This is a genomic window from Yoonia maritima, assembly GCF_043641945.1.
GTDB lineage: Bacteria > Pseudomonadota > Alphaproteobacteria > Rhodobacterales > Rhodobacteraceae > Yoonia > Yoonia maritima_B.
In genome coordinates this window covers 22,985-47,163 of record NZ_JBHZRX010000009.1, presented here as the reverse complement: position 1 = coordinate 47,163, position 24,179 = coordinate 22,985, and the positions used below count along the sequence as shown (strand labels likewise).

Annotated in this window: 23 protein-coding genes; 9 read left to right on the top strand and 14 right to left on the bottom strand. The window is 54.1% G+C overall.

Annotated features, from left to right (window positions below; genetic code table 11):
• Nucleotides 1–4: 4 nt before the first annotated feature.
• The 4 genes from ACHUEV_RS16555 to ACHUEV_RS16540 all read left to right on the top strand — a co-directional run bounded on the left by ACHUEV_RS16555 (nucleotide 5) and on the right by ACHUEV_RS16540 (nucleotide 3,875).
• A complete protein-coding gene (locus tag ACHUEV_RS16555) occupies nucleotides 5–1,084 on the top strand; it encodes an FAD-binding protein (RefSeq protein ID WP_394181839.1) in 1,080 nt (359 codons plus the stop codon).
• Entirely contained in the window at nucleotides 1,084–2,400 is a 1,317-nt protein-coding gene (gene glcF / locus ACHUEV_RS16550) for a glycolate oxidase subunit GlcF (RefSeq protein ID WP_394181837.1), read from the top strand. The genes ACHUEV_RS16555 and glcF overlap by 1 nt, the downstream gene beginning before the upstream one ends.
• A gap of 54 nt (nucleotides 2,401–2,454) precedes the next feature.
• Nucleotides 2,455–3,264 carry a trypsin-like serine peptidase gene (locus ACHUEV_RS16545; RefSeq protein WP_394181835.1) on the top strand — a complete coding sequence of 270 codons (810 nt, stop codon included), beginning with the start codon at nucleotides 2,455–2,457 and terminating at the stop codon, nucleotides 3,262–3,264.
• 143 nt (nucleotides 3,265–3,407) lie between these two features.
• Nucleotides 3,408–3,875: an Hsp20 family protein gene (locus ACHUEV_RS16540; protein ID WP_106356244.1), complete on the top strand. Its 468-nt coding sequence runs from the start codon at nucleotides 3,408–3,410 to the stop codon at nucleotides 3,873–3,875.
• 42 nt (nucleotides 3,876–3,917) lie between these two features.
• Here ACHUEV_RS16540 and polA read toward each other — a convergent pair whose 3' ends face one another.
• Complete coding sequence (gene polA, locus ACHUEV_RS16535; RefSeq protein WP_394181833.1) at nucleotides 3,918–6,731, bottom strand: DNA polymerase I; 2,814 nt, start codon at nucleotides 6,729–6,731, stop codon at nucleotides 3,918–3,920.
• 35 nt (nucleotides 6,732–6,766) lie between these two features.
• On the opposite strand from polA, the gene ACHUEV_RS16530 reads away from it, so the two are divergent.
• Nucleotides 6,767–7,228 carry a hypothetical protein gene (locus tag ACHUEV_RS16530; RefSeq protein ID WP_394181831.1) on the top strand — a complete coding sequence of 154 codons (462 nt, stop codon included), beginning with the start codon at nucleotides 6,767–6,769 and terminating at the stop codon, nucleotides 7,226–7,228.
• Here ACHUEV_RS16530 and ACHUEV_RS16525 read toward each other — a convergent pair.
• Nucleotides 7,225–7,404 carry a zinc-finger domain-containing protein gene (locus tag ACHUEV_RS16525; RefSeq protein WP_394181829.1) on the bottom strand — a complete coding sequence of 60 codons (180 nt, stop codon included), beginning with the start codon at nucleotides 7,402–7,404 and terminating at the stop codon, nucleotides 7,225–7,227. The two genes, ACHUEV_RS16530 and ACHUEV_RS16525, sit on opposite strands and share 4 nt — an antisense overlap.
• Before the next feature lie 87 nt (nucleotides 7,405–7,491).
• Here ACHUEV_RS16525 and ACHUEV_RS16520 point away from each other — a divergent pair, with 87 nt between their 5' ends.
• Entirely contained in the window at nucleotides 7,492–8,421 is a 930-nt protein-coding gene (locus ACHUEV_RS16520; protein WP_394181827.1) for an ABC transporter ATP-binding protein, read from the top strand.
• Between the two features lie 42 nt (nucleotides 8,422–8,463).
• On the opposite strand, the gene ACHUEV_RS16515 is transcribed toward ACHUEV_RS16520, so the two are convergent.
• Both ACHUEV_RS16515 and ACHUEV_RS16510 read right to left on the bottom strand, forming a co-directional pair.
• On the bottom strand, nucleotides 8,464–8,826 hold the full coding sequence (locus tag ACHUEV_RS16515; RefSeq protein WP_394181825.1) for an HIT domain-containing protein: 363 nt from the start codon (nucleotides 8,824–8,826) through the stop codon (nucleotides 8,464–8,466).
• Nucleotides 8,827–8,834: 8 nt separating this feature from the next.
• Nucleotides 8,835–10,412 (bottom strand): DUF5928 domain-containing protein, encoded by a 1,578-nt coding sequence (locus ACHUEV_RS16510; protein ID WP_394181823.1) that lies wholly within the window; start codon nucleotides 10,410–10,412, stop codon nucleotides 8,835–8,837.
• A gap of 154 nt (nucleotides 10,413–10,566) precedes the next feature.
• Here ACHUEV_RS16510 and ACHUEV_RS16505 point away from each other — a divergent pair, with 154 nt between their 5' ends.
• On the top strand, nucleotides 10,567–11,364 hold the full coding sequence (locus ACHUEV_RS16505; protein WP_394181821.1) for a sulfotransferase family protein: 798 nt from the start codon (nucleotides 10,567–10,569) through the stop codon (nucleotides 11,362–11,364).
• A gap of 107 nt (nucleotides 11,365–11,471) precedes the next feature.
• Here ACHUEV_RS16505 and ACHUEV_RS16500 read toward each other — a convergent pair whose 3' ends face one another.
• From ACHUEV_RS16500 to ACHUEV_RS16455, 10 genes are all read right to left on the bottom strand, one after another.
• On the bottom strand, nucleotides 11,472–12,605 hold the full coding sequence (locus ACHUEV_RS16500; RefSeq protein ID WP_394181819.1) for an ABC transporter ATP-binding protein: 1,134 nt from the start codon (nucleotides 12,603–12,605) through the stop codon (nucleotides 11,472–11,474).
• 92 nt (nucleotides 12,606–12,697) lie between these two features.
• Nucleotides 12,698–13,915, bottom strand: coding sequence for an ABC transporter substrate-binding protein (locus tag ACHUEV_RS16495; RefSeq protein ID WP_394181817.1), 1,218 nt, complete (start codon nucleotides 13,913–13,915; stop codon nucleotides 12,698–12,700).
• Between the two features lie 37 nt (nucleotides 13,916–13,952).
• Nucleotides 13,953–14,831, bottom strand: coding sequence for a carbohydrate ABC transporter permease (locus ACHUEV_RS16490; RefSeq protein ID WP_394181815.1), 879 nt, complete (start codon nucleotides 14,829–14,831; stop codon nucleotides 13,953–13,955).
• Between the two features lie 9 nt (nucleotides 14,832–14,840).
• Complete coding sequence (locus ACHUEV_RS16485; RefSeq protein WP_394181813.1) at nucleotides 14,841–15,725, bottom strand: carbohydrate ABC transporter permease; 885 nt, start codon at nucleotides 15,723–15,725, stop codon at nucleotides 14,841–14,843.
• Complete coding sequence (locus ACHUEV_RS16480; RefSeq protein WP_394181811.1) at nucleotides 15,722–16,885, bottom strand: Gfo/Idh/MocA family protein; 1,164 nt, start codon at nucleotides 16,883–16,885, stop codon at nucleotides 15,722–15,724. Before ACHUEV_RS16480 ends, ACHUEV_RS16485 begins: the two co-directional genes overlap by 4 nt.
• Before the next feature lie 159 nt (nucleotides 16,886–17,044).
• The gene (locus tag ACHUEV_RS16475) at nucleotides 17,045–17,965 is read right to left on the bottom strand and encodes an ROK family protein (RefSeq protein WP_394181809.1); all 921 of its coding nucleotides are present in this window, start codon (nucleotides 17,963–17,965) and stop codon (nucleotides 17,045–17,047) included.
• Nucleotides 17,962–19,104, bottom strand: coding sequence for an N-acetylglucosamine-6-phosphate deacetylase (gene nagA / locus ACHUEV_RS16470; protein ID WP_394181807.1), 1,143 nt, complete (start codon nucleotides 19,102–19,104; stop codon nucleotides 17,962–17,964). Before nagA ends, ACHUEV_RS16475 begins: the two co-directional genes overlap by 4 nt.
• 9 nt (nucleotides 19,105–19,113) lie before the next feature.
• A complete protein-coding gene (locus tag ACHUEV_RS16465; RefSeq protein WP_394181805.1) occupies nucleotides 19,114–20,217 on the bottom strand; it encodes a D-TA family PLP-dependent enzyme in 1,104 nt (367 codons plus the stop codon).
• On the bottom strand, nucleotides 20,214–21,710 hold the full coding sequence (locus ACHUEV_RS16460; RefSeq protein WP_394181803.1) for a M81 family metallopeptidase: 1,497 nt from the start codon (nucleotides 21,708–21,710) through the stop codon (nucleotides 20,214–20,216). The genes ACHUEV_RS16465 and ACHUEV_RS16460 overlap by 4 nt, the downstream gene beginning before the upstream one ends.
• Nucleotides 21,711–21,712: 2 nt before the next feature.
• A complete protein-coding gene (locus tag ACHUEV_RS16455) occupies nucleotides 21,713–22,216 on the bottom strand; it encodes a hypothetical protein (protein WP_394181801.1) in 504 nt (167 codons plus the stop codon).
• Nucleotides 22,217–22,414: 198 nt separating this feature from the next.
• Between ACHUEV_RS16455 and ACHUEV_RS16450 the strand changes: the two genes are divergently transcribed.
• On the top strand, nucleotides 22,415–23,329 hold the full coding sequence (locus ACHUEV_RS16450) for a MurR/RpiR family transcriptional regulator (RefSeq protein WP_394181799.1): 915 nt from the start codon (nucleotides 22,415–22,417) through the stop codon (nucleotides 23,327–23,329).
• Nucleotides 23,330–23,390: 61 nt separating this feature from the next.
• Nucleotides 23,391–24,161, top strand: a complete 771-nt coding sequence (locus ACHUEV_RS16445; RefSeq protein WP_394181797.1) for an SDR family oxidoreductase — start codon at nucleotides 23,391–23,393, stop codon at nucleotides 24,159–24,161.
• The last annotated feature ends 18 nt before the right edge of the window (nucleotides 24,162–24,179 follow it).

The window sequence follows — 24,179 nt, the reverse complement described above, 5'->3', positions numbered from 1 at the left end:
AGAAATGAAGCCTAACAGCGAACAAGACCTCGCCCAATTGATCACGGACGCCAATGGCCCGCTGCGCATCCAAGGCGGCGGCACCCGCCGCTATGGTCATGCCGAAGGCGGCGTTCTTGATATGAGTGCAATGTCTGGCATCACCCTATACGAACCCGGTGCGCTTACGATTGTCGCAAAGGCCGGAACGCCGCTATCTGAAATCAACGCAGCGCTTGCCGCCGAAAACCAGCGTCTTGCGTTTGAACCGATGGATCACCGTTCACTGCTTGGCACGACCGGGGAGCCCACAATCGGTGGTGTCGTTGCCGCGAATGTTTCTGGGCCGCGCCGTATCTCGGTTGGGGCTTGTCGTGATTTCCTGCTAGGAGTGCGCTTTGTTGATGGGGCTGGGAACATCATCAAAAACGGTGGCCGTGTGATGAAGAATGTCACGGGCTATGATTTGGTTAAGCTATTGGCGGGATCCTACGGCACATTAGGTGTCTTGACCGAAGTCTCATTCAAGGTCTTACCAAACGTAGCCAGCCAAACGACGCTGGTGCTGACAGGGTTGGACGATGCGCAGGCTGTGCATGCCATGTCTGCAGCACTTTCATCCCCGTATGAAGTAACCGGTGCAGCGCACGATCCAGCCGCTGGCAAAACGCGCTTCAGGCTCGAAGGGTTCGTTGATTCCGTTGCCTATCGCGCCAAAGAGCTTGCACATGTGCTTGCGCCGTTTGGAACGCCGTCGGAGGAAGATACAGACTGGGCGGCAATTCGTGATGTAAGCGCCTTTGCAGACCAACCCGGAAACGTCTGGCGGATCAGCGTCAAGCCGTCTGATGCACCTGCGCTTGTCGCCCAGATGGGCGCAAAGGCGGTTCAGTACGACTGGGGCGGCGGATTGATTTGGGCGTTGACCGATGATGGTGACCTGCGCACAACATTGGGCGGCTTCAAAGGCCACGCGACATTGATCCGCGGCGTTGCCGATGCACCAACATTCCAGCCAGAACCCGCACCGCTCGCAACGATCAGCGCGGGACTGCGCAAGAAATTTGACCCACGCAACATTTTGAACCGGGGGTTAATGGCCTAATGCAAACCCATTTCACACCAGAACAGCTAACCGATCCTGGTACTGCGCGCGCGAATGAAATCCTTCGGGCCTGTGTGCATTGCGGCTTTTGCACAGCCACCTGTCCAACCTATCAAGTGCTTGGCGATGAGTTAGATAGCCCCCGTGGTCGGATTTATCTGATCAAGGATATGCTTGAGAATAATCGCAAGCCGGATGAGAAAACGGTCAAACACATCGACCGCTGTTTGTCTTGCCTTGCCTGTATGACGACCTGTCCGTCGGGTGTTCACTACATGCATCTGGTGGACCATGCCCGAGCCTATATCGAAGAAAACTACGACCGCCCCTGGTCGGATCGTGCGCTACGCTGGGTGTTGGCACGCATTCTTCCCTACCCTAACCGGTTCCGGCTGGCCTTACTGGGCGCGAAAATCACGCGTCCGTTTGCGCGGTTCCTACCTGATCCACGCCTGCGTGCAATGATCGCGATGGCCCCCAAAATAATCCCACCAGTTAGCCGTAATGACGATCCGCAGACATTTCCAGCGCAGGGGAAAAAGATGCGTGTCGCGCTTATGACTGGCTGTGCGCAAAAGGCGCTGAACACTGACATCAATGACGCGACTATTCGATTGCTAACGCGGTTGGGCGCAGAGGTGGTTGTTGCCGAAGGCGCAGGTTGTTGTGGTGCCTTGACCCACCACATGGGCAAAGAAAACGAAAGCCATGCAGCGGCAGCCAAGAATATCAGGGCATGGGTGCGCGAGATGGACAAAGGGCTGGATGCGATTGTGATCAACACCTCTGGGTGCGGCACGACTGTCAAAGATTACGGGCACATGTTCCGCAACGATCCACTGGCCGAAGATGCCGCGCGCGTCAGTGCCATCGCGATGGATGTTTCCGAAGTGTTGATGAAGCTTGATCTGCCGATGGGTACCAGCAAAGAAACCAAGGTCGCATATCACGCCGCCTGTTCATTGCAGCATGGCCAGCAGATCAAAACCTACCCCAAAGAGCTGTTAAAAAAAGCAGGATACACGGTCCTCGAACCTGCCGACAGCCATCTGTGCTGTGGATCGGCGGGGACATACAACCTTATGCAGCCTGAAATCTCAGGCCAGCTTAAGACGCGTAAAGTCGACACGCTTGAGGCGCTTTCGCCTGATATTATCGCAGCTGGGAACATTGGGTGCATGATGCAGATTGGTAGCGCAACTGATGTGCCCATCGTTCATACTGTGGAGCTTCTTGATTGGGCAACCGGCGGCCCTAAACCGCCAGCACTGGACAGCGCTGGAAAATCTGACATCAAAGTCCCCATCCTGCGCTGATGCCATATTCCTGCCGTAACTGTCGGCGAAGTTGGCGCAAAGAATAGGGACGACATGCGGCGACTTTTGACTTTTGCGGTTTGTTTGCTGGTAGCTGCATTGCCAGTGCGGGCCGAAGAAACCGAACTAGTAACACTGCAAACGCGACAGGATAGCCAAGGCTGGGAGGCCGTTGGCAGATTGGACATTGCTGGCAAAGGATTTTGCACCGCCGCTCTCATCCGCGAAAGCCTGATCCTGACAGCTGCACATTGTTTGTACGATTCTGACGGGTCGATGATCGCCAGCGAACGGTTCCAGTTTCGGGCAGGTTTGCGTGACGGCCGGGCATCGGCCACGCGCGCAATCAATCGCGCGATCCCACACCCTGATTATCACAGTAACGGCGACGCCTTTGTTCCTTCAGAGGTGGCGATGGATATCGCTGTCCTCGAACTCGATCGTCCGATCCAAAGCACACGTATTCGCCCCTATCTGATCGCTGCGCGTCCACTGACGGGTGATGAAATCGGGGTCGTCTCATACGGTCGCGGACGTGAAGACGCACCTAGCCTGCAAGAAGTCTGTAGCGTTCTTGGGCGGCAAACGGGCGTGATCGTCATGACTTGTGACGTCGATTTCGGTTCAAGCGGTTCGCCCGTGTTTACTATGCGCAACGGCGAAACCCGGATCGCTTCGGTCGTATCTGCAATGGCACAGATTGACGGCCAAAAGGTTTCACTGGGTACGTCGCTTGATGGGCCGCTATCAGAACTGATGGCGCATTTTTCTACAATCGGACCAGCACGTCCGGGCGGAACGCAGCGCCTGATCTCAATCGGTGAACGCAACAACACTGGCGCGAAATTCGTCAGCGTTAACTAACGGTCCTTAGCGGGGACTTGAAACCGCGAAACATCCACCCCAAATCAAATAGACCAAGGCGCCAATGATGGGTCTTGGAATATACCGCCTGTCCCGCTGGGAAGGCATCACAATTGTTATCGCTTGATAAAGGATGACCCGAAATGCGTAGTTTTGACCTAGCCCCCCTGTACCGTGCCACCGTTGGCTTTGACCAAATTGCCGATCTGATGGATCGCGCGCTTGCCAGTGACGTCGGCCAGAACAGTTACCCCCCTTACAACATTGAAAAGACTGCTGATGACGGCTGGCGTATTTCAATCGCTGTCGCTGGCTTCTCAGATGACGATCTTGCCATCGAAGTAAAAGATCGTTCGCTTCATGTGACCGCCCGCAAGGCCGAAGATGAAACCGAACGCAAATACCTGCATCGTGGCATCGCGACCCGCGCGTTTGAACGCCGGTTTCACCTCGCCGACCACGTACGCGTGACCGGTGCGAGCCATGAAAACGGCATGCTTCACATTGATCTGGTCCGCGAAGTCCCAGAGGCGCTAAAGCCACGCCGTGTCGCAATCACCGCAGCGGGCAAAAAAGATGCAAACCTCGTTGATGCGAAATCCGTCAACTAAGTTGAGACGTCTCGTAGGGTGGATTTAAATCCACCCTACTTATCAGTGTGCTTCGGCCCAGTTTGCGCCCTGCCCTGCATCCACCGACAATTTCACATCAAGCTTTACGGCCGGATCGCTCGCGTTTTCCATGATGTCGCGGGCGGTGTCGATCAGCGCGTCGGTGCTGCCTTCTTCCACTTCGAAGATCAGTTCATCGTGCACCTGCAACAGCATCTTCGCTGGCAGGTCAGCAATAGCAGCAGGCATACGGATCATTGCGCGGCGGATCACGTCTGCGGCTGTCCCTTGAATTGGTGCGTTGATCGCAGCACGTTTGGCAAACCCTGCGTGCGGACCTTTGGCGTTGATCTCGGGCGTGTTGATTTTGCGTCCAAACAACGTTTGAACATATCCGTGATCTTTCGCGAATGCGACCGTGTCATCCATGTATTTCCGGATACCGGGGAAGCGTTCGAAATAGCGGTCGATGAACCCTTGCGCCTCGGCCCGTGGAATGCGCAAGTTGCGCGCAAGGCCGAAGCCTGAAATCCCGTAAATTACACCAAAGTTAATCGCTTTGGCCTGCCGCCGAATATCTGGTGTCATTTCATCCAATGGCACATCGAACATTTCAGAAGCGGTCATCGCGTGAATATCCACGCCATCACTAAACGCCTGCTTTAGCGCATCAATACCTGCAACATGGGAAAGAATACGCAATTCGATCTGGCTGTAGTCGAGGCTCACAAGAACCTTACCCGGTTCGGCGACAAAGGCCTCACGGATACGACGCCCTTCTTCTGACCGGACAGGAATGTTTTGCAAGTTAGGGTCAGTCGATGCCAAGCGCCCCGTGTTCGCGCCAGCGATAGAATACGACGTATGCACGCGCCCTGTGTCCGCGTTGATGTGTTCCTGCAAAGCGTCGGTGTAGGTGGATTTTAGCTTTGACAGTTGCCGCCAATCCAAAATCCGGCGCGGAAGGTCATGGATCGTCGCAAGATCTTCAAGCACATCTGCACCCGTCGAATACGCGCCGGTCTTGCCTTTGGACGGTTTCTTACCATCGGGCATTTCCAGCCCCATTTCGTCGAACATGATCTCACCCAATTGTTTGGGTGATCCGACGTTGAACTTGCGCCCTGCCATTTCGTGGATTTCATGCTCTAGCCCCGCCATCTTCTGGGCAAAGGCGTTCGACATCCGCGACAGCGTATCGCGATCAACTTTGACGCCGTGCATTTCCATCTGCGCCAGAACAGGAACTAACGGACGCTCAAGTGTTTCATAGACGGTGGTGACGCGCTTTACATGCAGCTGGGGTTTAAACTGTTGCCATAAGCGCAGAGTAATATCGGCATCCTCTGCTGCATATTTCACAGCGTCAGCAATTGGCACACGGTCGAATGTGATGGCGGACTTGCCCGTGCCCAACAGCGGCTTGATCGGGATCGGGGTATGCCCCAAATAACGTTCAGATAGCACGTCCATGCCATGGTTATGCACGCCTGCATTCATCGCATAGGACATCAGCATCGTGTCATCAATCGGGGCAACGGCGATACCAAGACGAGCAAATATCTTGGAATCGTATTTCATGTTCTGACCGATCTTGATGATCGACACGTCCTCAAGAACAGGTTTCAGCATCGTGAGGCAGCGGTCAAAATCCATCTGCCCTTCGGCAACATCGTCAGAGCCAAACAAGTCATCAGACGCCGCAGCCTTATGGGCCAGCGGAATGTAGCAAGCCTGTCCTGGCTCGACACTTAGTGAGATACCGACCAGATCAACGACCATTTCGTTCAGACCAGTGGTTTCAGTATCAACAGCGACATAACCGCGTTCGCGGATGCGATCGATCCAGACCTGCAAAGCGGCGTCGTCGGACACGCATTCATAGCTATCTGCATCGAAAGGCACCGCCTCTGGCGCTGCGACCTCGGTGGCTTGTGGTGCTGCTTCGATCACCGGGGCCTCGGCCCCAAGCTTGTCAGCGATACGTTTGGTAACCGTCCGGAACTCCATCTGCGCAAGGAACCCCAACAGCGTTTCCGGATCAGGATCGCGTACTTCTAAGCTGTCCAAATCGAATGGCAGGTCCATATCGCAATCAAGCTGGACGAGCTGCTTCGACAATTCGATCTGCGCGCGATTATCGATCAGCGTTTGACGGCGTTTGGGCTGTTTGATCTCTGTCGCGCGGTCAAGAAGGCTTTCCAGATCGCCATATTCATTGATCAAAAGAGCCGCTGTTTTGATCCCGATTCCCGGCGCACCAGGCACGTTGTCGACGGAATCACCAGCGAGTGCTTGCACATCGACCACTCTTTCGGGACCAACGCCAAACTTCTCATGCACGCCGTCAGGATCGATGCGCTTGTTCTTCATCGGGTCAAGCATTTCAACGCCGCCACCGACCAATTGCATGAGGTCTTTATCCGATGAAACGATTGTGACACGCCCACCGGCATCACGCGCCTGGTGCGCAAGAGTTGCAATGATATCGTCAGCTTCGAAACCTTCGATCTCTTCACAGGCGATGTTAAATGCACGTGTGGCTTCGCGCGTCAGTGGCATCTGCGGACGCAGATCCTCTGGCATTGCTTCACGGTTGGCTTTGTATTGATCATAGAGGTCGTTGCGAAATGTATGGCTGCCCTTATCAAAAATGACGGCAACATGGGTCGCGGAATCGGGGCCAGAGTTATTCTCAACATAGCGTTGCAACATGTTCACAAAGCCGCTGACAGCGCCCACTGGCAAACCATCGGATTTGCGCGTCAGTGGTGGCAGCGCGTGATAGGCGCGAAAGATGAACGCCGAACCGTCGATCAGATGAAGATGGCAACCTTTGCCGAATTGCGTTGTCATGTTACCGTCCCCTATTGCTAGACCGGAGTTTTGCCATGTTCCGTCTGATCCTTCCAGTGATCATCTTCGCCGGTGGCCCTTTGGGCGCACAATACTTGGAAACCTGCCCAACCAATAATGAGCAACCGTGCGACCAAATATTGGCTTGCATTGGAACGGACGGGCAATGGTTTAGTGGCATCGCACTTGGGTTTGGCCCATTGAATTCTGTCGTTGGTACATTGGACAATGGGATTGCCTGCACCGGGCAGCGCATGCACTACAACAAAACACTGACTGGTCAGATCACGTTAGAATGCACAGATGAAACGCAGGGCACCGTCGTTTACGAAAACCATGCTCCGCACCAAACTTATGGCACGGGTCATGCTCAACTGGATGATGGCCGCGCCTTCGAGGTCTGGGTCGCACAGGATATCAAGTCAGCGCTACGCGTCGTTTCAGGTGACGGCAACGCAAGACTACTGTGCCCCGATGGCGCAATCAGACTAGATTAAACCTTGCCCTCAAAATCGGCATGCACCAGTTTTGCATCGCAATATGGGCACTCAACGAAACCAACCTCGTGTGGGATCTGCAGCCAAACGCGTGGATGGCCCAGACCGCCCTCGCCACCATCACAGGCAACACGCCAATCGTTTACAATCCGGGTCTCTGGGGCGGGCGTGGTCATGATATCACCTGTTAGCTTGCCGCGGGGCGCTGCCCGCCTTAGATCAGTGCTGATATACCGCAGCCGACGCGCAGGGGAAAGACCAGCATGACCGACAACGCAATAGAAATTTCCGGGCTTAAGAAAACCTATGCTGCCACGGGGCGCAGCCCAGCAAAAGAAGCGTTGAAAGGCATTGATCTGAACATCCCGCGCGGGTCCATCTTTGGACTTCTGGGGCCGAATGGCGCAGGAAAATCTACGCTTATCAATATATTGGCGGGTCTTGTGGTCAAAACCGAAGGGTCTGTGAAAATATGGGGATTCGACCAAGACACTAATCCACGCCAGTCACGTGCATCCATCGGAATTATGCCGCAAGAACCGCATCTTGACCCATTCTTCACCCCAGCCGGGTCGCTTGATGTACAGGCCGGGCTTTACGGCGTGCCCAAAGCCCAACGTAAAACAGCCGAGATTCTTGAACTGATCGGTCTCACCGATAAGGCCGATGCCTATGCGCGTTCACTTTCGGGCGGGATGCGGCGCCGGTTGTTGCTGGGCAAGGCGCTTGTGCATTCACCGCAAATCTTGGTGCTGGATGAACCGACCGCTGGCGTCGATATCGAGCTGCGCAATATGCTCTGGCAGAACGTGCGCAAACTCAACGACGAAGGGATGACGATCATCCTGACGACACATTACCTCGAGGAAGCCGAGGCCATGTGCGACGATATCGCGATCATCAATCATGGCGAGGTCATCGTGAGGGACAGCACCGCGAACCTGCTCGGTCAGCTAGATAGTAAAACGCTGGTGATCACCCCTGATAGCCCAGTTGACCTGCCCGACTTACCTGACGCCATCATAGGACAGAAGCTCGACAATGGCTCTTTGACCTTTACCTATCAAAGCACGACGACACCAGCAGACGACGTGCTGAATATCGTTCGCAACGCAGGCATCACGATCAAAGACGTGAAAACACAGCAAGCCGATCTTGAGGATGTATTTCTATCGCTGACCTCAGCAAAGTAGCGCAGGCATAGATCAAATTTAGCTAAATTTGATCGCCGCCCCTCAGTTCGGCAGCATACGGCCCAACTGCTTACCGCCAATGATATGCATGTGATAATGCGGCACGTCTTGGACGCCATGAACACGGGTATTGGAAATGCTGCGGAACCCTTGTTCTACGCCCATTTGATCACAAACAGCAGCGATCGCTTGGAAAAATCCGGCCTGTTCTTCAACCGAAGCGTCGCGCGCAAAATGATCAAGGCTCATATATGGCCCCTTGGGGATCACCAAGACATGCACGGGGGCCTGTGGCTGAATATCGTGAAACGCGAGCGCGTGATCATTCTCAAACACGGTTTTGTTCGGAATTTCACCGCGTAGGATTTTTGCGAAAATGTTCTGGTCGTCGTATGCGTATTCCATGGGTATCCTCAATCGACAAATAGATGGGGGGTTTCAGCAAGGGCGCGCGCCACGTCAGCGTTCACGCTTAAGAACTGGCCAATGGCGGCAGCGTTTTCATCAATGCTCGCGTTTTCTCGAATTCTTAGCGCTCCGGAGAACGCCTCATCGCGCATGCTGTTTCGTTCGTGGACAATATCGTTACGAATTGTTGGCAACAGCCGGGAAATGGTCGCTTCGCTTGCGTCAGCACCCGCAAGCCCAACGCGTTTTGCATGACCTGTAAGGTAATCGTCATCGAATTCACATTCGACTTCTAGCAATCGCACCGTCGCCCGATCAGAAAAGAAATCCCGCATCAGTTCCAAATCCGCTGTATCCAAGCAGATGACCATGCGATCACGTTGGTAGTGATCAAACAACATACGCAAAAACGCCCGGCGATGGCGACCACGCTTGCTCAGGCTCGCCTCAATACCGCCTAAATCAGGCAGGGGCGTGTCTTCTTCATTGAACAGATACTCAACAGCCGGAACACCCGTATGCTCGCGAATGCCAGCAACTAGGCGCTTGGCAACGTGCCATTTCTTACATGCGACAATCAGCAGTTCACGGCTACGGCCTAACGTTGTCTCGCTCTCCCAAAACCGAGGTGCAAAACGGCGGCCAATACGCCCGCGGTCGGCCAAGAAACCAAACAGGTTCCTGCCCTCGTCAGAGATCACAAAATCCGTCTTATCGCTCGCATACAATTCGCCCAGCTCTTCACGTAGATTTTCGGCTTCGGCGCTAATTTTGCGGGCGAATAATCCGTTCTGACCAAGCAGCAAATCATAATGGTCGTTATAGAACGTCACTGGCATCCCGTAGTCGGTAAACATCAGGAATGTCAGCGTCCGATTGTCGATTTCTTGGCTCGGGACCAAGTGGCGCACGAGAGTTTGAAAGAATGTCTCATCCGGAATCCACGTCGTACGGAAGAAGCGCATAACGTCTTTCCGTTCTTGGACAAACTCTAGCAATGCCTCGATTGTACGCCGCCGCAGACACCACCATTGGCTCCCAATCATGACTTGAATGTCAGCGGGGATCTTTCGCGTGATCCCAAGCTTTTGCTGTAATCCAAGGGAAGTGTAGAACAACCATTTTTGGGTGCGTTCGTTAAAAAAGTGCCGATAAATCAGACGCTCTTCGCGAAACCCGGTCTTGATCCAAGTGCTTTCAAAAAAGTCGTAGCTTTCGATAAAATCACAATCGTGGCCATCAAGAAAATCATGCGTGAACTGCGCCGATTTGATCGGCATGCAGTCCCCAGACACCATGTAAAAATGGCTCGCACGGGGAAATGCATCAACGGCCGCTTCGATTGCATAAAGCGTTGCTTGGACAAGGCTCCATTCGCCCCATCCACATTTGATACGTTTCTTTGCAAAGGTGACGTTAGGATTATCGGACAATGCCTGCGTGATCGTCGCATAGTCCTGCGCATTCGCAGAGCCGTCAAAATGGATCGCAATAAAATCACCAGCCGCCGTCAGCTGCTCCGCCTGCTTAACAATCGCATCGGGGTTCTTGTGGCATAGAAGGATAAAGGCGATTCTTGCCATGTGCGGTAGGCGACCCCTGCAATCAGAATGACAGTTTACGGCTTCTTACCGTGAACAGTCATTGAATAAACAGTGTTTCTTTGCTCTTAAAGGGTAAATGACTGCGCCGTTTCGCAAAAGGAGATAACAATTGCCAAGTTTTCCCGGAACCTGGATGACCACCAGCGAAAGCGTCGTTTATCGGGTGGTCCCAAAATGCGCATGCTCGACTATCGGGCAGATCATGTATTATTCCGACCACGGCGAATTCTTTGATGGCGATATCCACGACGCCAAATCAGGCATGCACAAATGGGCGCTGGACGAAAGCCAAGGACCAATTGCCAACAATGTAGCGCAGCACAAAAGCTATGCGTTCACATGCGTTCGCAACCCTTACACCCGTATCTTGTCTTCTTTCTTTGACAAGATCTGCGGCATTCAGCGTAACGGCAAATACTATCGCGGCAACCTCGTACCGCTTTTGATCCAGAAATACGGGATAGAAGTCGGCGACCCAGAAACCGGCTTTGAATTCGATCAAATCAAGAGCTTTCGTCGTTTTCTGCTTTTCGCGCGTGACACCATCCGCTGGCGCCGCCCGATGGAGCCCGACATCCACTGGTCTGCCATGTCTGGCCATATCTCGACCTACATTGTGAACGGTGGCCGCTACGATAGCATCTTTTGGACTGAAAAGTTCAATGAAGGCATGCAACACGTCCTTGATGAAATCGAAACCCCGCATTCCATCGACCTAGAAACGATTCCACGCTTTAACGAAAGCGAAGGTCACGGCCCCAAACGCCTACACCCCGTCGAAGACTATTTCGATGATCTTTCGATGCACCTTGTCTACGAGATGTACAAAAAGGACTTCCGTATCTTTAAGTACGACTTTGAAAACCCAGCGAACAAAATGCCCATTGGCGAAATCGACCTAGACGAAGTCCACGCAAAGCTGGGAAGCTAGTGCGGTAACAATTTCGAATTTCTTCTCACTTAGCGACATGGCGTTCATTAACCGATGTTTTGTACTCGGTCCGCGCCTTCGGGACGGCAGCAACCCAAGGGTTTCACCTACCCAATCTTTGGCGCCGTCATCTCAGATAGGTCGATTTTACGCTCAAACGCGTTGCCGTCCCTGTCGAATATATGGCAGTCGCCGGCAGAAAAGCTTACCTGTGTTGCTTGTTCAGCCTCGATAATCTGGGTTCCGCTCAGCACGAAGCAGAAATTGTTTTCCTGTTCAGATAGCGCCGCATATCCGATTGTTTGTTGGCCTAGCTGTTCGACAACTGTGGGTGTGACAGACATACTTGCCTCGCCTGCCCCAAGCGCGACGTGTTCTGGGCGGATGCCTAGCGTGACTTGCATGCCGACCAGTGTACTGCGCTTATCCTCCGGTACATGCACGTCGACACGCAGTGGTTTTCCGTTGAAATCGACCTCAAGCCCGTTTTCGGTCACAGCTAGAACATTCACTGGCAGCAAGTTCATGCGTGGGTTGCCAATAAAGCCCGCGACGAAAGTGTTCTGTGGTTTATGATAAAGCTCAAGCGGGACGCCGACTTGGGCGATATAGCCGCCGTTCAACACCACAATACGGTCCGCCATTGTCATGGCTTCGACCTGATCATGGGTCACATAGATCATCGTCGCGCCAAGTTGTTTGTGCAGGCGCGTAAGTTCGATCCGCATGTCCGCACGCAATGCGGCGTCAAGGTTCGACAAGGGTTCATCGAACAAGAAAATCTCGGGTTCGCGGACGATGGCCCGGCCAATTGCGACGCGTTGGCGCTGCCCACCCGATAGGTTGCCGGGCTTTTGTTGCAAGTGGCTGTCCAGATGCAAAATTTCGGCAGCGGCCTGAACTTTCTTACGAATTTCGGCCTCGGATGCGCGTTCAACCCGCAATGGGAACGCGATGTTTTCATAAACGGACATATGTGGGTAGAGCGCGTAAGACTGGAACACCATCGCGATGCCACGCTTGACGGGTGCCAGATCATTCACGCGCTTATCATCGATGACGATGTCGCCGTCTGTTGTGTGCTCTAGGCCTGCAATCATGCGTAACAGCGTTGATTTACCACAGCCAGATGGGCCAACGAAAACGACAAATTCGCCTTCATTCACATCAAGAGAAACGCCCTTTACGACCTCAAAATCACCAAAGTTCTTTATTATATTCTTAAGAGAAAGCTGACCCAACGGGTTCTCCTGACGTCATCTTTGTATTTTACCGATACGGCCTCCGCAGCCCAGCCACCGGCAGAATGGCGGCTGGACCACACGGGGGATACTTATTTGTACTCTTCGATTTCAGCTGCTGCTTCACTTAGCGCCTCAGCTGGTTCCGCGTCGCCAGTCACCACGGATTGAACCATGTCGATCATGACATTCTGGAAACCTTTATAATCGGTGAACAAAGGTTCAGGCCCGCCGTAAGCAATGCCTTCGATGTAAGGCCCCCAGAATGGGCTTTCTTCGACAAGCTGATCAACACGTGCTGACGGACGTAGCGGTGTCAGGCCTGCTGTTGGCGACATTTCGTATTCCAACTGCACGTCTGGCGAGGTGATGAATTTTGCGAATTCGATCGCCTTTTCTTCGACGCCGGATCCTGCAAAGATCGCCAGTGAATCCGTAATCAACAGCGTACCGGGGCCGTCAGCCGACGGGCCAAGCGGCAGGTTCGCAACCCCCCAGTTGATATCAGTATCTGCAAGACGCATCGCCGCGCCAACGGATGCCTGTAGCATCCCCACCTGACCATCCAAGAAGATCGCCCGCATTTCGTTTTGTTCGTATGCGGTCGCCCCTTCGACAGAGTACGGCACGATATCTTGATATGCCTGAAGCGCGGCCAGCACTTCTGGGCTGTCCATCACGATGTTGTCGTCTGCGTCGATGATCTGGCCGTTGTTAGTGTAAACCCAGTGCAGGAACTGGTGCATCGTGTTATCAAAGGTTTTGGCCGATAGCCCATAACCAGCAAAGTCGGTGTTTTCCGTGATCTGTTTTGCAAAGGCGATTTCTTCTTCCCAGGTCGCTGGCGGCGTGTTGGGGTCTAGGCCAGCGGCTTCGAAGATGTCTTTGTTCCAGTAGAATGCCTTTGTCGAAAAGGCGATTGGAACGCCCCACTGTGTGCCCTCAAACGTTACAGTGTCGACGATATGTGGGTAATAAAGCCCCTGCTCTTCTTCGGTCATTGGCACAGGCACAATCAATTCGCTGAGCGCGAATTCTTTCAACGTGCGTGAACCGACATAGGCCATTGCTGCAGGGCTACCCGCTGCGGCCAGAGTGGTGGCTTTGTCTTGGCACTGCGCCCAACCGACGACTTCTGGGGTGACGGTCCAGCCTTCGTTGGCCGCTTCCCAATCGGCGATGTATTTTTCGTGCACCGGGTCAATAGAGTCACCACAGTAGATCCAGCTGATGTCGTCAGCCAAAGCTGGAAGCGCCGTTGTACCGGCAAGCATTACGCCCAAAAGGGTCTTTTGTGTAAAAGTATTCAATTTATGTCTCCGCGTTGGTTGATTGTTAAGTTTCTTATTATTGTTTGATCGCGCCTGCGGTCAGACCGCCGACAAGATACCGTTGTAGGAAAAAGATAATGACAAGCGCCGGGGCGATGCCGACAAAACTGGCGGCCATAAGTTCGTTCCAGATGACCTCTTGCTTGCCGAAATAAGCATATAGCCCGACCGGTAGCGGCATGTATTCGGTCTTGGAATTAAAGGTCAGCGCAAAGATAAACTGCTGCGCATAGGCACCGATGAACGTCATGATCGCCACGACGATGATACCGGGCCGAGCAATCGGAAGGATCACCCGCCGGAAGGTATAGAACTGCGACGCCCCATCCATATAGGCGGCTTCGTTCAGCTCAATCGGGATGCGCATCATATATGTCCGCAACAGCCAGATCGCCGATGGTATAAGAAACGCAGCCCCCGGCACAATCATCGCAAAATACGTATTCAGCAGCCCAAGCGTCCGCATCAGGCGGAATAGCGGGATCAGCAGGACCGCCCCAGAAAACATCGACACCGCCAGAAACGCACCCAGCACCAATGCCATTCCTTTGAACTTAAACCGGGCAAAGGCGTATGCGGCGGGAACGACCAAAACCAATACGATCAACGTTGCGACGGTCGAAATCAGCAGTGAATTGAAGATATACCAACCAAATTGCGGCACGCTTTCCCACATCGTCCAATAGGCGCGGAACGAGCCGTTTTCAGGCCAGAATGAATAGGGCGATGAAAATAGCTGTGACAAAGGTTTAAGGCTGACAAGAAACCCTTCGATAAAGGGCGCGAGCATGAAGAACAGGAATAGCGCGATGCCAGCATAAATTCCGATCAGCTCGTACCAGTTGTAGCGGTCAATCATGGTGCTGGTTTTGTTTATTTTGAATATCTTAGCCATGATTAAGCCCTACCCGTTCTCTGCCATTGCCAGCTTGCGGGTCATCCGAAAGTAAGCGACGCAAAACAGCGAAAGGAACATACAGATCACCACGGCGCGTGCGGCACCCTCACCGTATTTCTTGGATCCAATCGCAGTTGAATAGGTGTCGATGATCATTGTGGTCGTCGAACCCGAAGGCCCGCCCTGTGTCAGGATCCAAATGATGTCAAAGCTGTTGAACGTCGCAATCAACGACAACATCGACATCGTGATAATTGCGGGTGCCATCAATGGCAGTGTGATCCGGCGAAAACGCATCCATCGGCTTGCGCCATCGGTCCATGCAGCTTCGTACAGATCGCGGGGGATGGATTGGATTGCGGCAAGGAAATAGATAGTGACCATCGGCACACCAATCCAAACATCGGTCACGATGGTCGACCAGTAGGCCGTATTTCCGTAAGCAAGAAAAGCAACCGGGCCGTCAACAATACCAAACCGTTGTAGCAATCCGGAAATCATGCCGAACTGCCCGTTATACATCCAACCCCACATAAAAATGCCAATCGCCATTGGCACAATCCACGGCGGCATCGTCAGCAGACGGAACAAATGCCGCCCCGGAACTGCGCAATTCAGCAAGACAGCACCAAACGTGCCGATTAGCATCTTCAGCAGCACTGAAAAGAAGGTCCAAGTGAACGTACGTATGATGATTTCCAGAAAATCGGCGTCAAAGATTTTCTCGTAGTTGCGCCAGCCAACATAATCGACGGTGCGCCGCAGCGAAGCGTTCGTGAAAGACAATCGAAAAGTCTCGACCAATGGCCAAGCCACGATGACCAAGACATATAGGATCGCAGGTGCCAGCAACGCCCATGCAAAAATCCATGCCGAACGGTTCTGAGTCATGCGACAAATTCCTTGGTAGCGAGGGCTTCGTCGTAGCGATCCCAAATAGGGCGCAGGTCGACGACTTGGCGTGATCGCCGGGCGTCGTCAGTTGCCAAAGCTAGAATACCTGCCTCAAGCGCATCCAATGGCGATACGGGCAACGGCCCACCATGCATGACATGCGCCACAACCTTGGACGCCATTTCTTCGTCAGCGCCATAATGCTGTGACAGCGTGCTCGCCACGTAGGTTTTATCGATTTTCGTTTCCTCAGATAGAACATCGGTGACCTTAAAATTTGCACGAATGAAATCACCTTCGGCCTGCCCTTTGGTCCCGAACACCGCAAAGCGCCGGAACTGGTCTGGGGCATTTAGATTGGTGTGAAAATTCATGCCAACACCATTGGCATATTCAATGATCGCCACCTGATAGTCGATAATATCGCCATCACTATCAAAGACCTTGTCAGACCCATTCCAACCTGTCGGCTTGCGATGAAAGATATCCATATCGTTGATCCCTTCGTTACGGGGATCATTTTCGGGGACAAAGGTTTTGCGGCCGCCAAAGCTCGCGACGCGTTCAGGGCGCGCGCCAATCAGACCGTTATACAGGTCCAGGTCATGACAACATTTTTCGAGCATAAAGCTGCCCGACCATTTTTCGTATCTGCGCCAATCACGCATGAAAAACGCACCGTGATATGGGTAGATATGTTCGGCTGCCTCGACCGACACGATATTACCCAACATCCCGGCATCGCGGGCAGCGATCAGATCTTGGTACAGCGGCGCATAACGTAGCACCAAACCAACCATCAGGTTTTCCGGCCCAAACTTGCCCATCAGCGCGGCCAAAGCATAGGTCTGTTCAATCGTCGAAACGATAGGTTTTTCAGAGAACACCTTATTCCCAGCTTCCAACCCCATCTGAATATGCTCAAGATGCAGGTGATTGGGCGAACCAATCATCAGCAGATCATACCCACCCGCTTTGATCAGGTCCTGCGGGGTCGCAAAGGCTGTGCCGGGGTTAATCCCATGTTCGTCTAGCGTGGGCAGCCCAGCGGGTGCCGGATCATAATATCCAACGATCTCAAAATCGGGGTCCATCTCGTTAAAAACGTGACCAAGATAGCCCAGACGAAACCCAAGACCGATAATGGCGACTTTCATGTCGCGCCCCCAGATAAGAAATTTATTTTCTTAGACTGGTCTGAAATACACCTAACCGTCAAGAAATATTCATGGAAAGCCGATAAAGATCTACAGCTTGTGTAATTTGTTTTCACAAACTACTAAAAAAGCAGCAGTTCGATGAAACTGATTTACGTGCTAGGCCGCGATCGTTTTATAATGCTGCAGGCCTAAAATGGCCGCCCCAACCAGCCCTGGCTCGACCGGACACTGCGCTGGCACGATCAAAGGGCGCTCGAATCGACGCAGGCATCTGTCGCGAACGGCAACATCAAGCGCCGCAATCAGCGCCGGCGAATTCGACATACCGCCGCCAACAGCAACGATGCCAGCACCCAACATGTTTTCCATCACGGCCAATGGCCCAGCCAAAAGCGCGATCCAAACGGCAATCGTTTGCGATGCGGCGGGATCGCCCGCCTCCCAATTTGCGACGATTGCGGGGCTATCTTGGCGTATGGCGTGTAGGTGGTGATGGAGGCGTTCAACGCCACGCGCTGAACAAATCGCGTCAAGACACCCGGCCTGCCCGCAACCGCACTCAAACGCGGGTAAAGTCACCGCAGGATCGTCGATAATCCGTTGGGTGATCGGACCATGCCCGATTTCGCCAGCAAAGCCGCCTGCCCCGTTAATCAGCGCACCGCGCACAACAACACCGCCGCCCACGCCAGTACCTAAGATCAGGCCGAACACCACGTCATGTCCGCGCCCCGCACCGACCGTCGCTTCGGCCAAGGCAAAGCAATCCGCATCATTGGCCAGCACGACCGGAAGACCCAAAATCGTCTCCAGTTCGGCCTGCAATTTGCGTCCTGTCAGGCAAGGGATGTTTGCCATATTGGCAACGCCGGTTTCGGGATCAAGAACGCCTGCCATGGAAAAGGCGATCACCTCTGGCTGTGTGTTGGCATTGTCGATTTCATCTTTTAGCACCGCAACGAAAGCGTCAAAATCGTCGGTCGGCGTCGCAACCCGCCCCTTTGGGATCACCTTGTCAGCGCTATAAGCCTCGGCCACCTTGATGGCAGTACCGCCGATATCAAAACACAAGATCATGCAGCTACCTTTACTTTTCGCCCTGCAATCCATGTACCATCAGCCCTAAGGTCAGAGGTCATACAAAAGAAATCTGCATGTGCGCCTTGCCCCAGATGACCACGATCCTCAATCCCAAGCGCGCGCGCAGGCTGCACCGTAGCGAGCTGCAAGGCGGTACATAACGTCAAACCTAGCGACCGATGCACATAACGCACAGCATCGATCAACGCGATGTCAGCACCCGCAAGCGTACCATCGGCAAGCGTTAACCGCCCATCAGCGCGGTAAATCTTTCTCCCGTTCAGTGTGAAACCCGTTTGGTCACTGCCAATCGTGGACATTGAATCAGACACAAGGAAAATACCGGCCGGGCCAGCCTTGCCGCGCAGCGCCACACGCATCGCAGCGTTAGCAACATGATATCCATCCGCGATCAGACCCGCCCAAAGGCGCCCATCATCCAACGCAGCCCCAACCAGCCCCGGCGCGCGATGCCCCATCTGCCCCATGGCATTAAACAAGTGGGTAACCATCGTCGCACCTGCGTCCGCGTAGGCGCGGCCAATTTCATATGTGCAATCAGTGTGACCAAGACTAACCGTCGCCCCGGCATCGGCCAAGGCGCGAACCTGCTCAGGGCTGACGGATTCCGCAGCAACCGTGCAAATCAGGTGTTCGATCTGCATGGCAGCATCGACCAGCAACGCCTGATCCCGCGCTGTCATTGAACGGATTAAAACCGCATCATGGGTACCCTTACGGCTTGCTGCCAGATGCGGCCCCTCAAGGTGCAGCCCAAGAAAACCGTCCACATTCTTGGCATCCCGCGCTGCGGAAACTCCGCGTACCGTGATATCTTCGGTATCAGTAATCAGCGTCACCATCACTGAAGTCGTACCAAACTGCGCATGTGCATTGCAGATCGCGCCGATCGACTCTGCCGTTGGCGCGTTGTTAAACAAAACACCGCCACCACCGTTCGCCTGCAGATCAACAAGCCCAGGCACAATCACGCCAGACAAGCGCTGCGCCGCGGGGGCACGCACTGCAGGCACAATCCCCGCAACGCGGCCATCTTCGACAACAAGGGCGGCATCGTCGTGCCATGTCTCCCCGTCAAAAATGCGGGCAGCGTGAAAAGCAGTTTGCTGAGTCATGCAGCGACCCTACCAAACCGTTCCACGGGCAGCCACGGTTTCAACGCGGGTTACGACACCATTTTTGTGAAATACCATGCGATCAAACAAATTGGACACGACACAGGTGTGGTTTGGGATCACCCGGACCCGCGTACCAACCTCTGGCAAAGGCCCCGCGCAATCCGTCAGATCAACGACAGCGTGCTCCTCTGACAGCGACGTAATCCGCGCGCCGGGTAGCTCTACAATCTCGCCATGGTCAGAAAACCCTAGCAAATCCGAGGTCAGCGCCTTTGATCCAGCATCCAGCACCGCACGCGTCGGCGTTGGCCTTGAGACTACAGTCGCCAAGACGTGCATCGCGATATCGTCGGCCCCACATTCGCCCGCCCGCACCATTGATCTGTCATTGTAAACATAGGTGCCAGCGCGGTGTTCAGTCGCGCTTGGCACTTTGCCCGAAGCAAACAAGTCAGGGCTACCGCCATTACTACGCACAGGGCAGTCGATCCCAAGGTCAGCAAGACGTGCCATTGTTTTGCGAAAGAAGTCTTCAACCGTCGCGGCACCACTGACCGGAGGATAAGTCATCAAGCCATCGAACCGCAGCCCCTTTGCCGCGTTGATCGCCTGCGCTAATTCAACGGCATCGTCAGGTGTTTGCACACCGCAGCGCCCTGCCCCGGTGTCACATTCGACCAGCACTGCAAGCGGTTTACTGGCATCGGCAAACGCATCCGACAAACCCGCAACGGTAACGGCACTATCAGCAACAACGCGCAGTTTGTTCACACGCAAATTCAACTTCTGCAATCGCGCCAACCGGGCGGACCCAAGCAAATTGTAAGTAATCAAAATATCATCGCATCCTGCATCTGCAAACACTTCGGCTTCGGTTACTTTTTGGCAGTTGATACCAACCGCACCCGACGCCAGTTGCTGATGCGCGATCGCCGGAATTTTGTGGGTCTTAATATGCGGACGAAACGCCTTGCCCTGCGCGGTTACATATTCCTGCGCACGGGCAATGTTGTTGGCCAACCGCACTTCATCGATCACAGGCATCGGCGTCAAAACATCGGCCAAGGGGGTGCCCGGTGCGGGCCATGGAAAGTCGTCAGTCTTGGTCATGCAAATGGGTCCTCGACACGGGGCCAGATATCTTTACGCACAAACCGATACGGATTTGTCGCTGGATCGTTCGGGTACGGACGGCCAGCCGAACAATACAGGATTTCCGACGCAATCGGTTCAAACGCCGCATAAAAATGGTTGGTCGATTTGATCACCAATATGCTTTGCGCCGTTGGATCAATTCCCATGGCTGTGAACAGTGATGGATCATAGCTTTGCGCGCGCACGGTGTTCAAAATCACCTCGATACCGATCTCTTTGCCATTCGTATCCAGCAAAGCAATACGGGCACCGGGCCCAAACGGCACGATGCTTTCGCCGAACCCCATTTGAGCACTGGCATTCAGGCGGACCACCTTGATCAACGCATCAACTGGGTCACCTGTCTCCGGCGCGGATTTCCCACCAAAGCGCAAGGGCATCACCGCACCCTCACCCGCAGCCATGCACAGCTTGGCGGCGATGGGGTCCCAAATCGTGCCGACGGCAACGCCAGTTGCCCCTCGAGCGATCAGTTCTTTTAACACCACAGTCGCATCGCCCGCAGTACCCCCGCCCGGATTGTCCCACATGTCCGCCAGAACAACCGGACCAACTGTTGCATTCATCGCGACAGCAACGGCCTCTTGCTCGGTCAAGGTTGGCATCAGGTGCTTACCACGATTGGCGAACAACTCTTGCCCCAGCTTTTCAGCCAAATCATCACCATGCCGCTGATCACCATCCGTCACGACAATGATCTTGCTGCCCATTTCCGGAACATCACCAGCCATAAAGCCGTGAATGACCGACGCCGACAGCACCTTGGGGTCATCATTTTCCAACCCAATCATTCGGTTCACAAAGCCACGCATTGGTTCGCGCGATGTCGGAAACACATCGATCATGCGACAGTCGTAGGTCGACATGACGGGACGCACACGCCCTTGCAGCGTATCCACAACAATTGCCCAAAGGTCCTCGGCCCTTTCAACAAAATCGGTGTGCGGGAATTCCTTAAACGCGACAAAGAAATCCGCAGCAGCCACGCGCTTCGCTGTCAAATGACTGTGTGGGTCCATTTCCGCACAGACCAGCACATCGGGGCCAACAATATCACGCACACGGGCAAGCAAATCACCTTCGGGATCCATGCAGCCCTGCGCGACCATCGCGCCATGCAGGCCCAACACAACAGCATCGACGGGCATCGCATCCCGCAGCTGCGACAAAATTTCATCGCGCAACCCGACATGTGCTGCGCCCGAAACCAATCCCGCGGGATCAGCCCAAGCTGCAGTGCCCTCAATCAATTGCCACCCCAATCTGGCGCAAACCTTGCGTCCAACCGGTATCGGCGCGGTGCACAAGGTGGCCGTGTCAGGATGGGTGCCCGGCGCAGCATAAAAGGATTCCTCAAATGCGCTTCGGTCTATGACGATAGGCGAAAACGTATTCGTTTCCGTTGCCATCGCTGCGACAAAGATGCGCTTTGCGTCGAGGTCAGCCATGCTTATTCCTTGATATGCGGCAAGTAGCCGACGAAACCAGCAATCTTCCAGCGTCCGTCCTGCTTGCGACACCAGTATAGTGTCTGCCAATTCATGCGTTCAGAGGTGCCATCTGTGCGCGGGTTATGACCATCGAACTTCTTGCGCACCAATGCAGCGTCGCCAGTTATCTCGATCTGCTCTAGTCGGGTCGCGTGGTAGATAGCGTCGCGGGGGTCGTTCACGTAAACGCCTGCGTCACACTGCGCCCTAAAATCTTGCGCCTGACGCAACCAGTCATCGCGATAAGCCACCAGTGTCGGGTAGGCCAAGTCATATTTGTCCGGGTCTTCCTGAAAATGGCCGCTGACGCCAGTAAAGTTCTCTGCAATAAAGTCGTCAGCCACCTCTGACCAATCGGCCGCGACGAATGCATCAATGTCCCTTGGGACAAGCATCTCCCATATTTCCCGCCGATCAGCGTCGGTTTCCGGAAATGGGTTCTGAAATGGGTCGCGTTTGGTCATTTATCAGGCGTCCTGTGAAATTAATTTCTATTATGGTGCAATTTATCTGGATAAATCCAGACGAATATGCCTGAATAACATCAAAAGGCGAAAATAAATTTCGTCATTGCCCAAAAATTGATCCCGACGCCGGGGTCCATCGCCTTGCACTGTAAAGGCAACCAGACGAAAAAAGGACCGCAAAGCGGTAGATTAAACATGACCGACCCTTCTGACCCTTCTCTTGCCGCAGGTAACACATCGGCAGGGAACCTCGTTTTAGCGCTCGCCGATGAAGACGGGCGACTATCAGCGCAAGAAAAGAAGTTGGCCGAGACCGTTCTGTCGGACATGGAATTTGCCACCAATGCCTCGATCACCGATATAGCAGAGCGTGCGGGCGTATCCCCACCAACTGTTACGCGCTTTTGTCGCCGTCTCGGATGCGCATCATTTTCTGACTTCAAAGTACAACTGGCCAAATGCGCCTACGTCGGCCTGCGTTATCTAAAACCCGAAGCGGTCACCAGCACACCAGAACAAGTCGCCGAGGACATCGTGACAAAAGCGCAGAACGCGCTTTTTGAAATGCACCGCACTTTGGATCTGGAACAGGTCAACGCGGCGGTAAAGCTGCTGTCGGGCGCGCAGATGATCTATGCCTTTGGGTCTGGCGGAAATTCCTCGATGATCGTGAACGAACTTCAGAACCGCCTGTTTCGACTTGGCGCACAGATTTCAGCGTCAAACGATCACGGCATGAACCTGATGCTTTCTGCTGCCGCCCAGCCCGGCACAGTCGTTTTTGGGGCCTCCGTTTCTGGGCGCAACGAGGAACTTATCAGATGTTTTGAGCTATTGCGCGATCGCGGCATGCCAACGATTGCACTGACGCAAGGTGGGTCGCCGTTAGCTGAAGTAGCCGACGTTGTCGTCCCAGTCAGCCTGCCCGAGGGCAAGAACATCTTTCGCGCCACATCTGTACGCTACGCGTCGTTGGCCGTGATCGATATCATTGCAAACCTGGTCGCGTATCAGGACCGTAACAAATCCACCCAAATATTACGCGGGATCAAAGAACAGCTGCTGAAACATCGTGACGGCGGCGACGATAGCCAAATTTTAGGCGACTAAACAACGCGGCCAGTCGGCGACTGCGCCGACCATGGCCCTTAGGACACGAACGAGGACGACCATGGCGGCAAGCCTTGCTATCATCACCGGAAGCGCCGGCGACATTGGACGCGCCATAGCGACGCGCCTGAAACGCGACCACGACATTATCGTTCTTGCGGATATTGATTGCGACGCAGCAACCCGCGCAGCCACGCAATTGGGTGACGGGTTCGTTCCACTTCGGCTTGACGTCACTGACACATATAGTTGCGCGCAGATGGCGAAGAGCGTCGGGGAAATGGGGCATCTCAAGACGTTGATCAACAACGCCGGGGCCTCGGTCGCAGTCAGCCTCCAAAGCGCGACCGTCGACGACTGGAAAGCGGACAGATCACTAAATCTAGACGGTGCGTATTTCGTGTTTCAGGCGCTCGCGGATCAGCTCATTAAATCGCAAGGCTCTGTCATCAATATCGCCTCTGTTAATGGGATGGGCGTTTTCGGCCACCCCGCCTATTCCGCCGCCAAAGCCGGCCTAATCCATTTCACCCGAATGGTTGCGGTGGAATACGGTAAACACGGAATTCGCGCCAATACGGTCGCGCCCGGCACTGTGCGCACCCAAGCATGGACCGACCGCGCCATCGCCAACCCCAAAGTGTTTGAAGAAGCCGCCGAGCATTACGCCCTAGGCCGCATCGTCGACCCGGTTGATGTGGCCGAGGCGGTCGGTTTTCTTGCCTCACCGTTAGCCGCAGCAATCACCGGTATTTGCCTGCCCGTGGATTGCGGTCTGACTGCAGGCATTCCCGCTCTGGCCCGCACTTTTAGCCAATCAGAAGATTATTAGAAAAACCCCAACAGGACT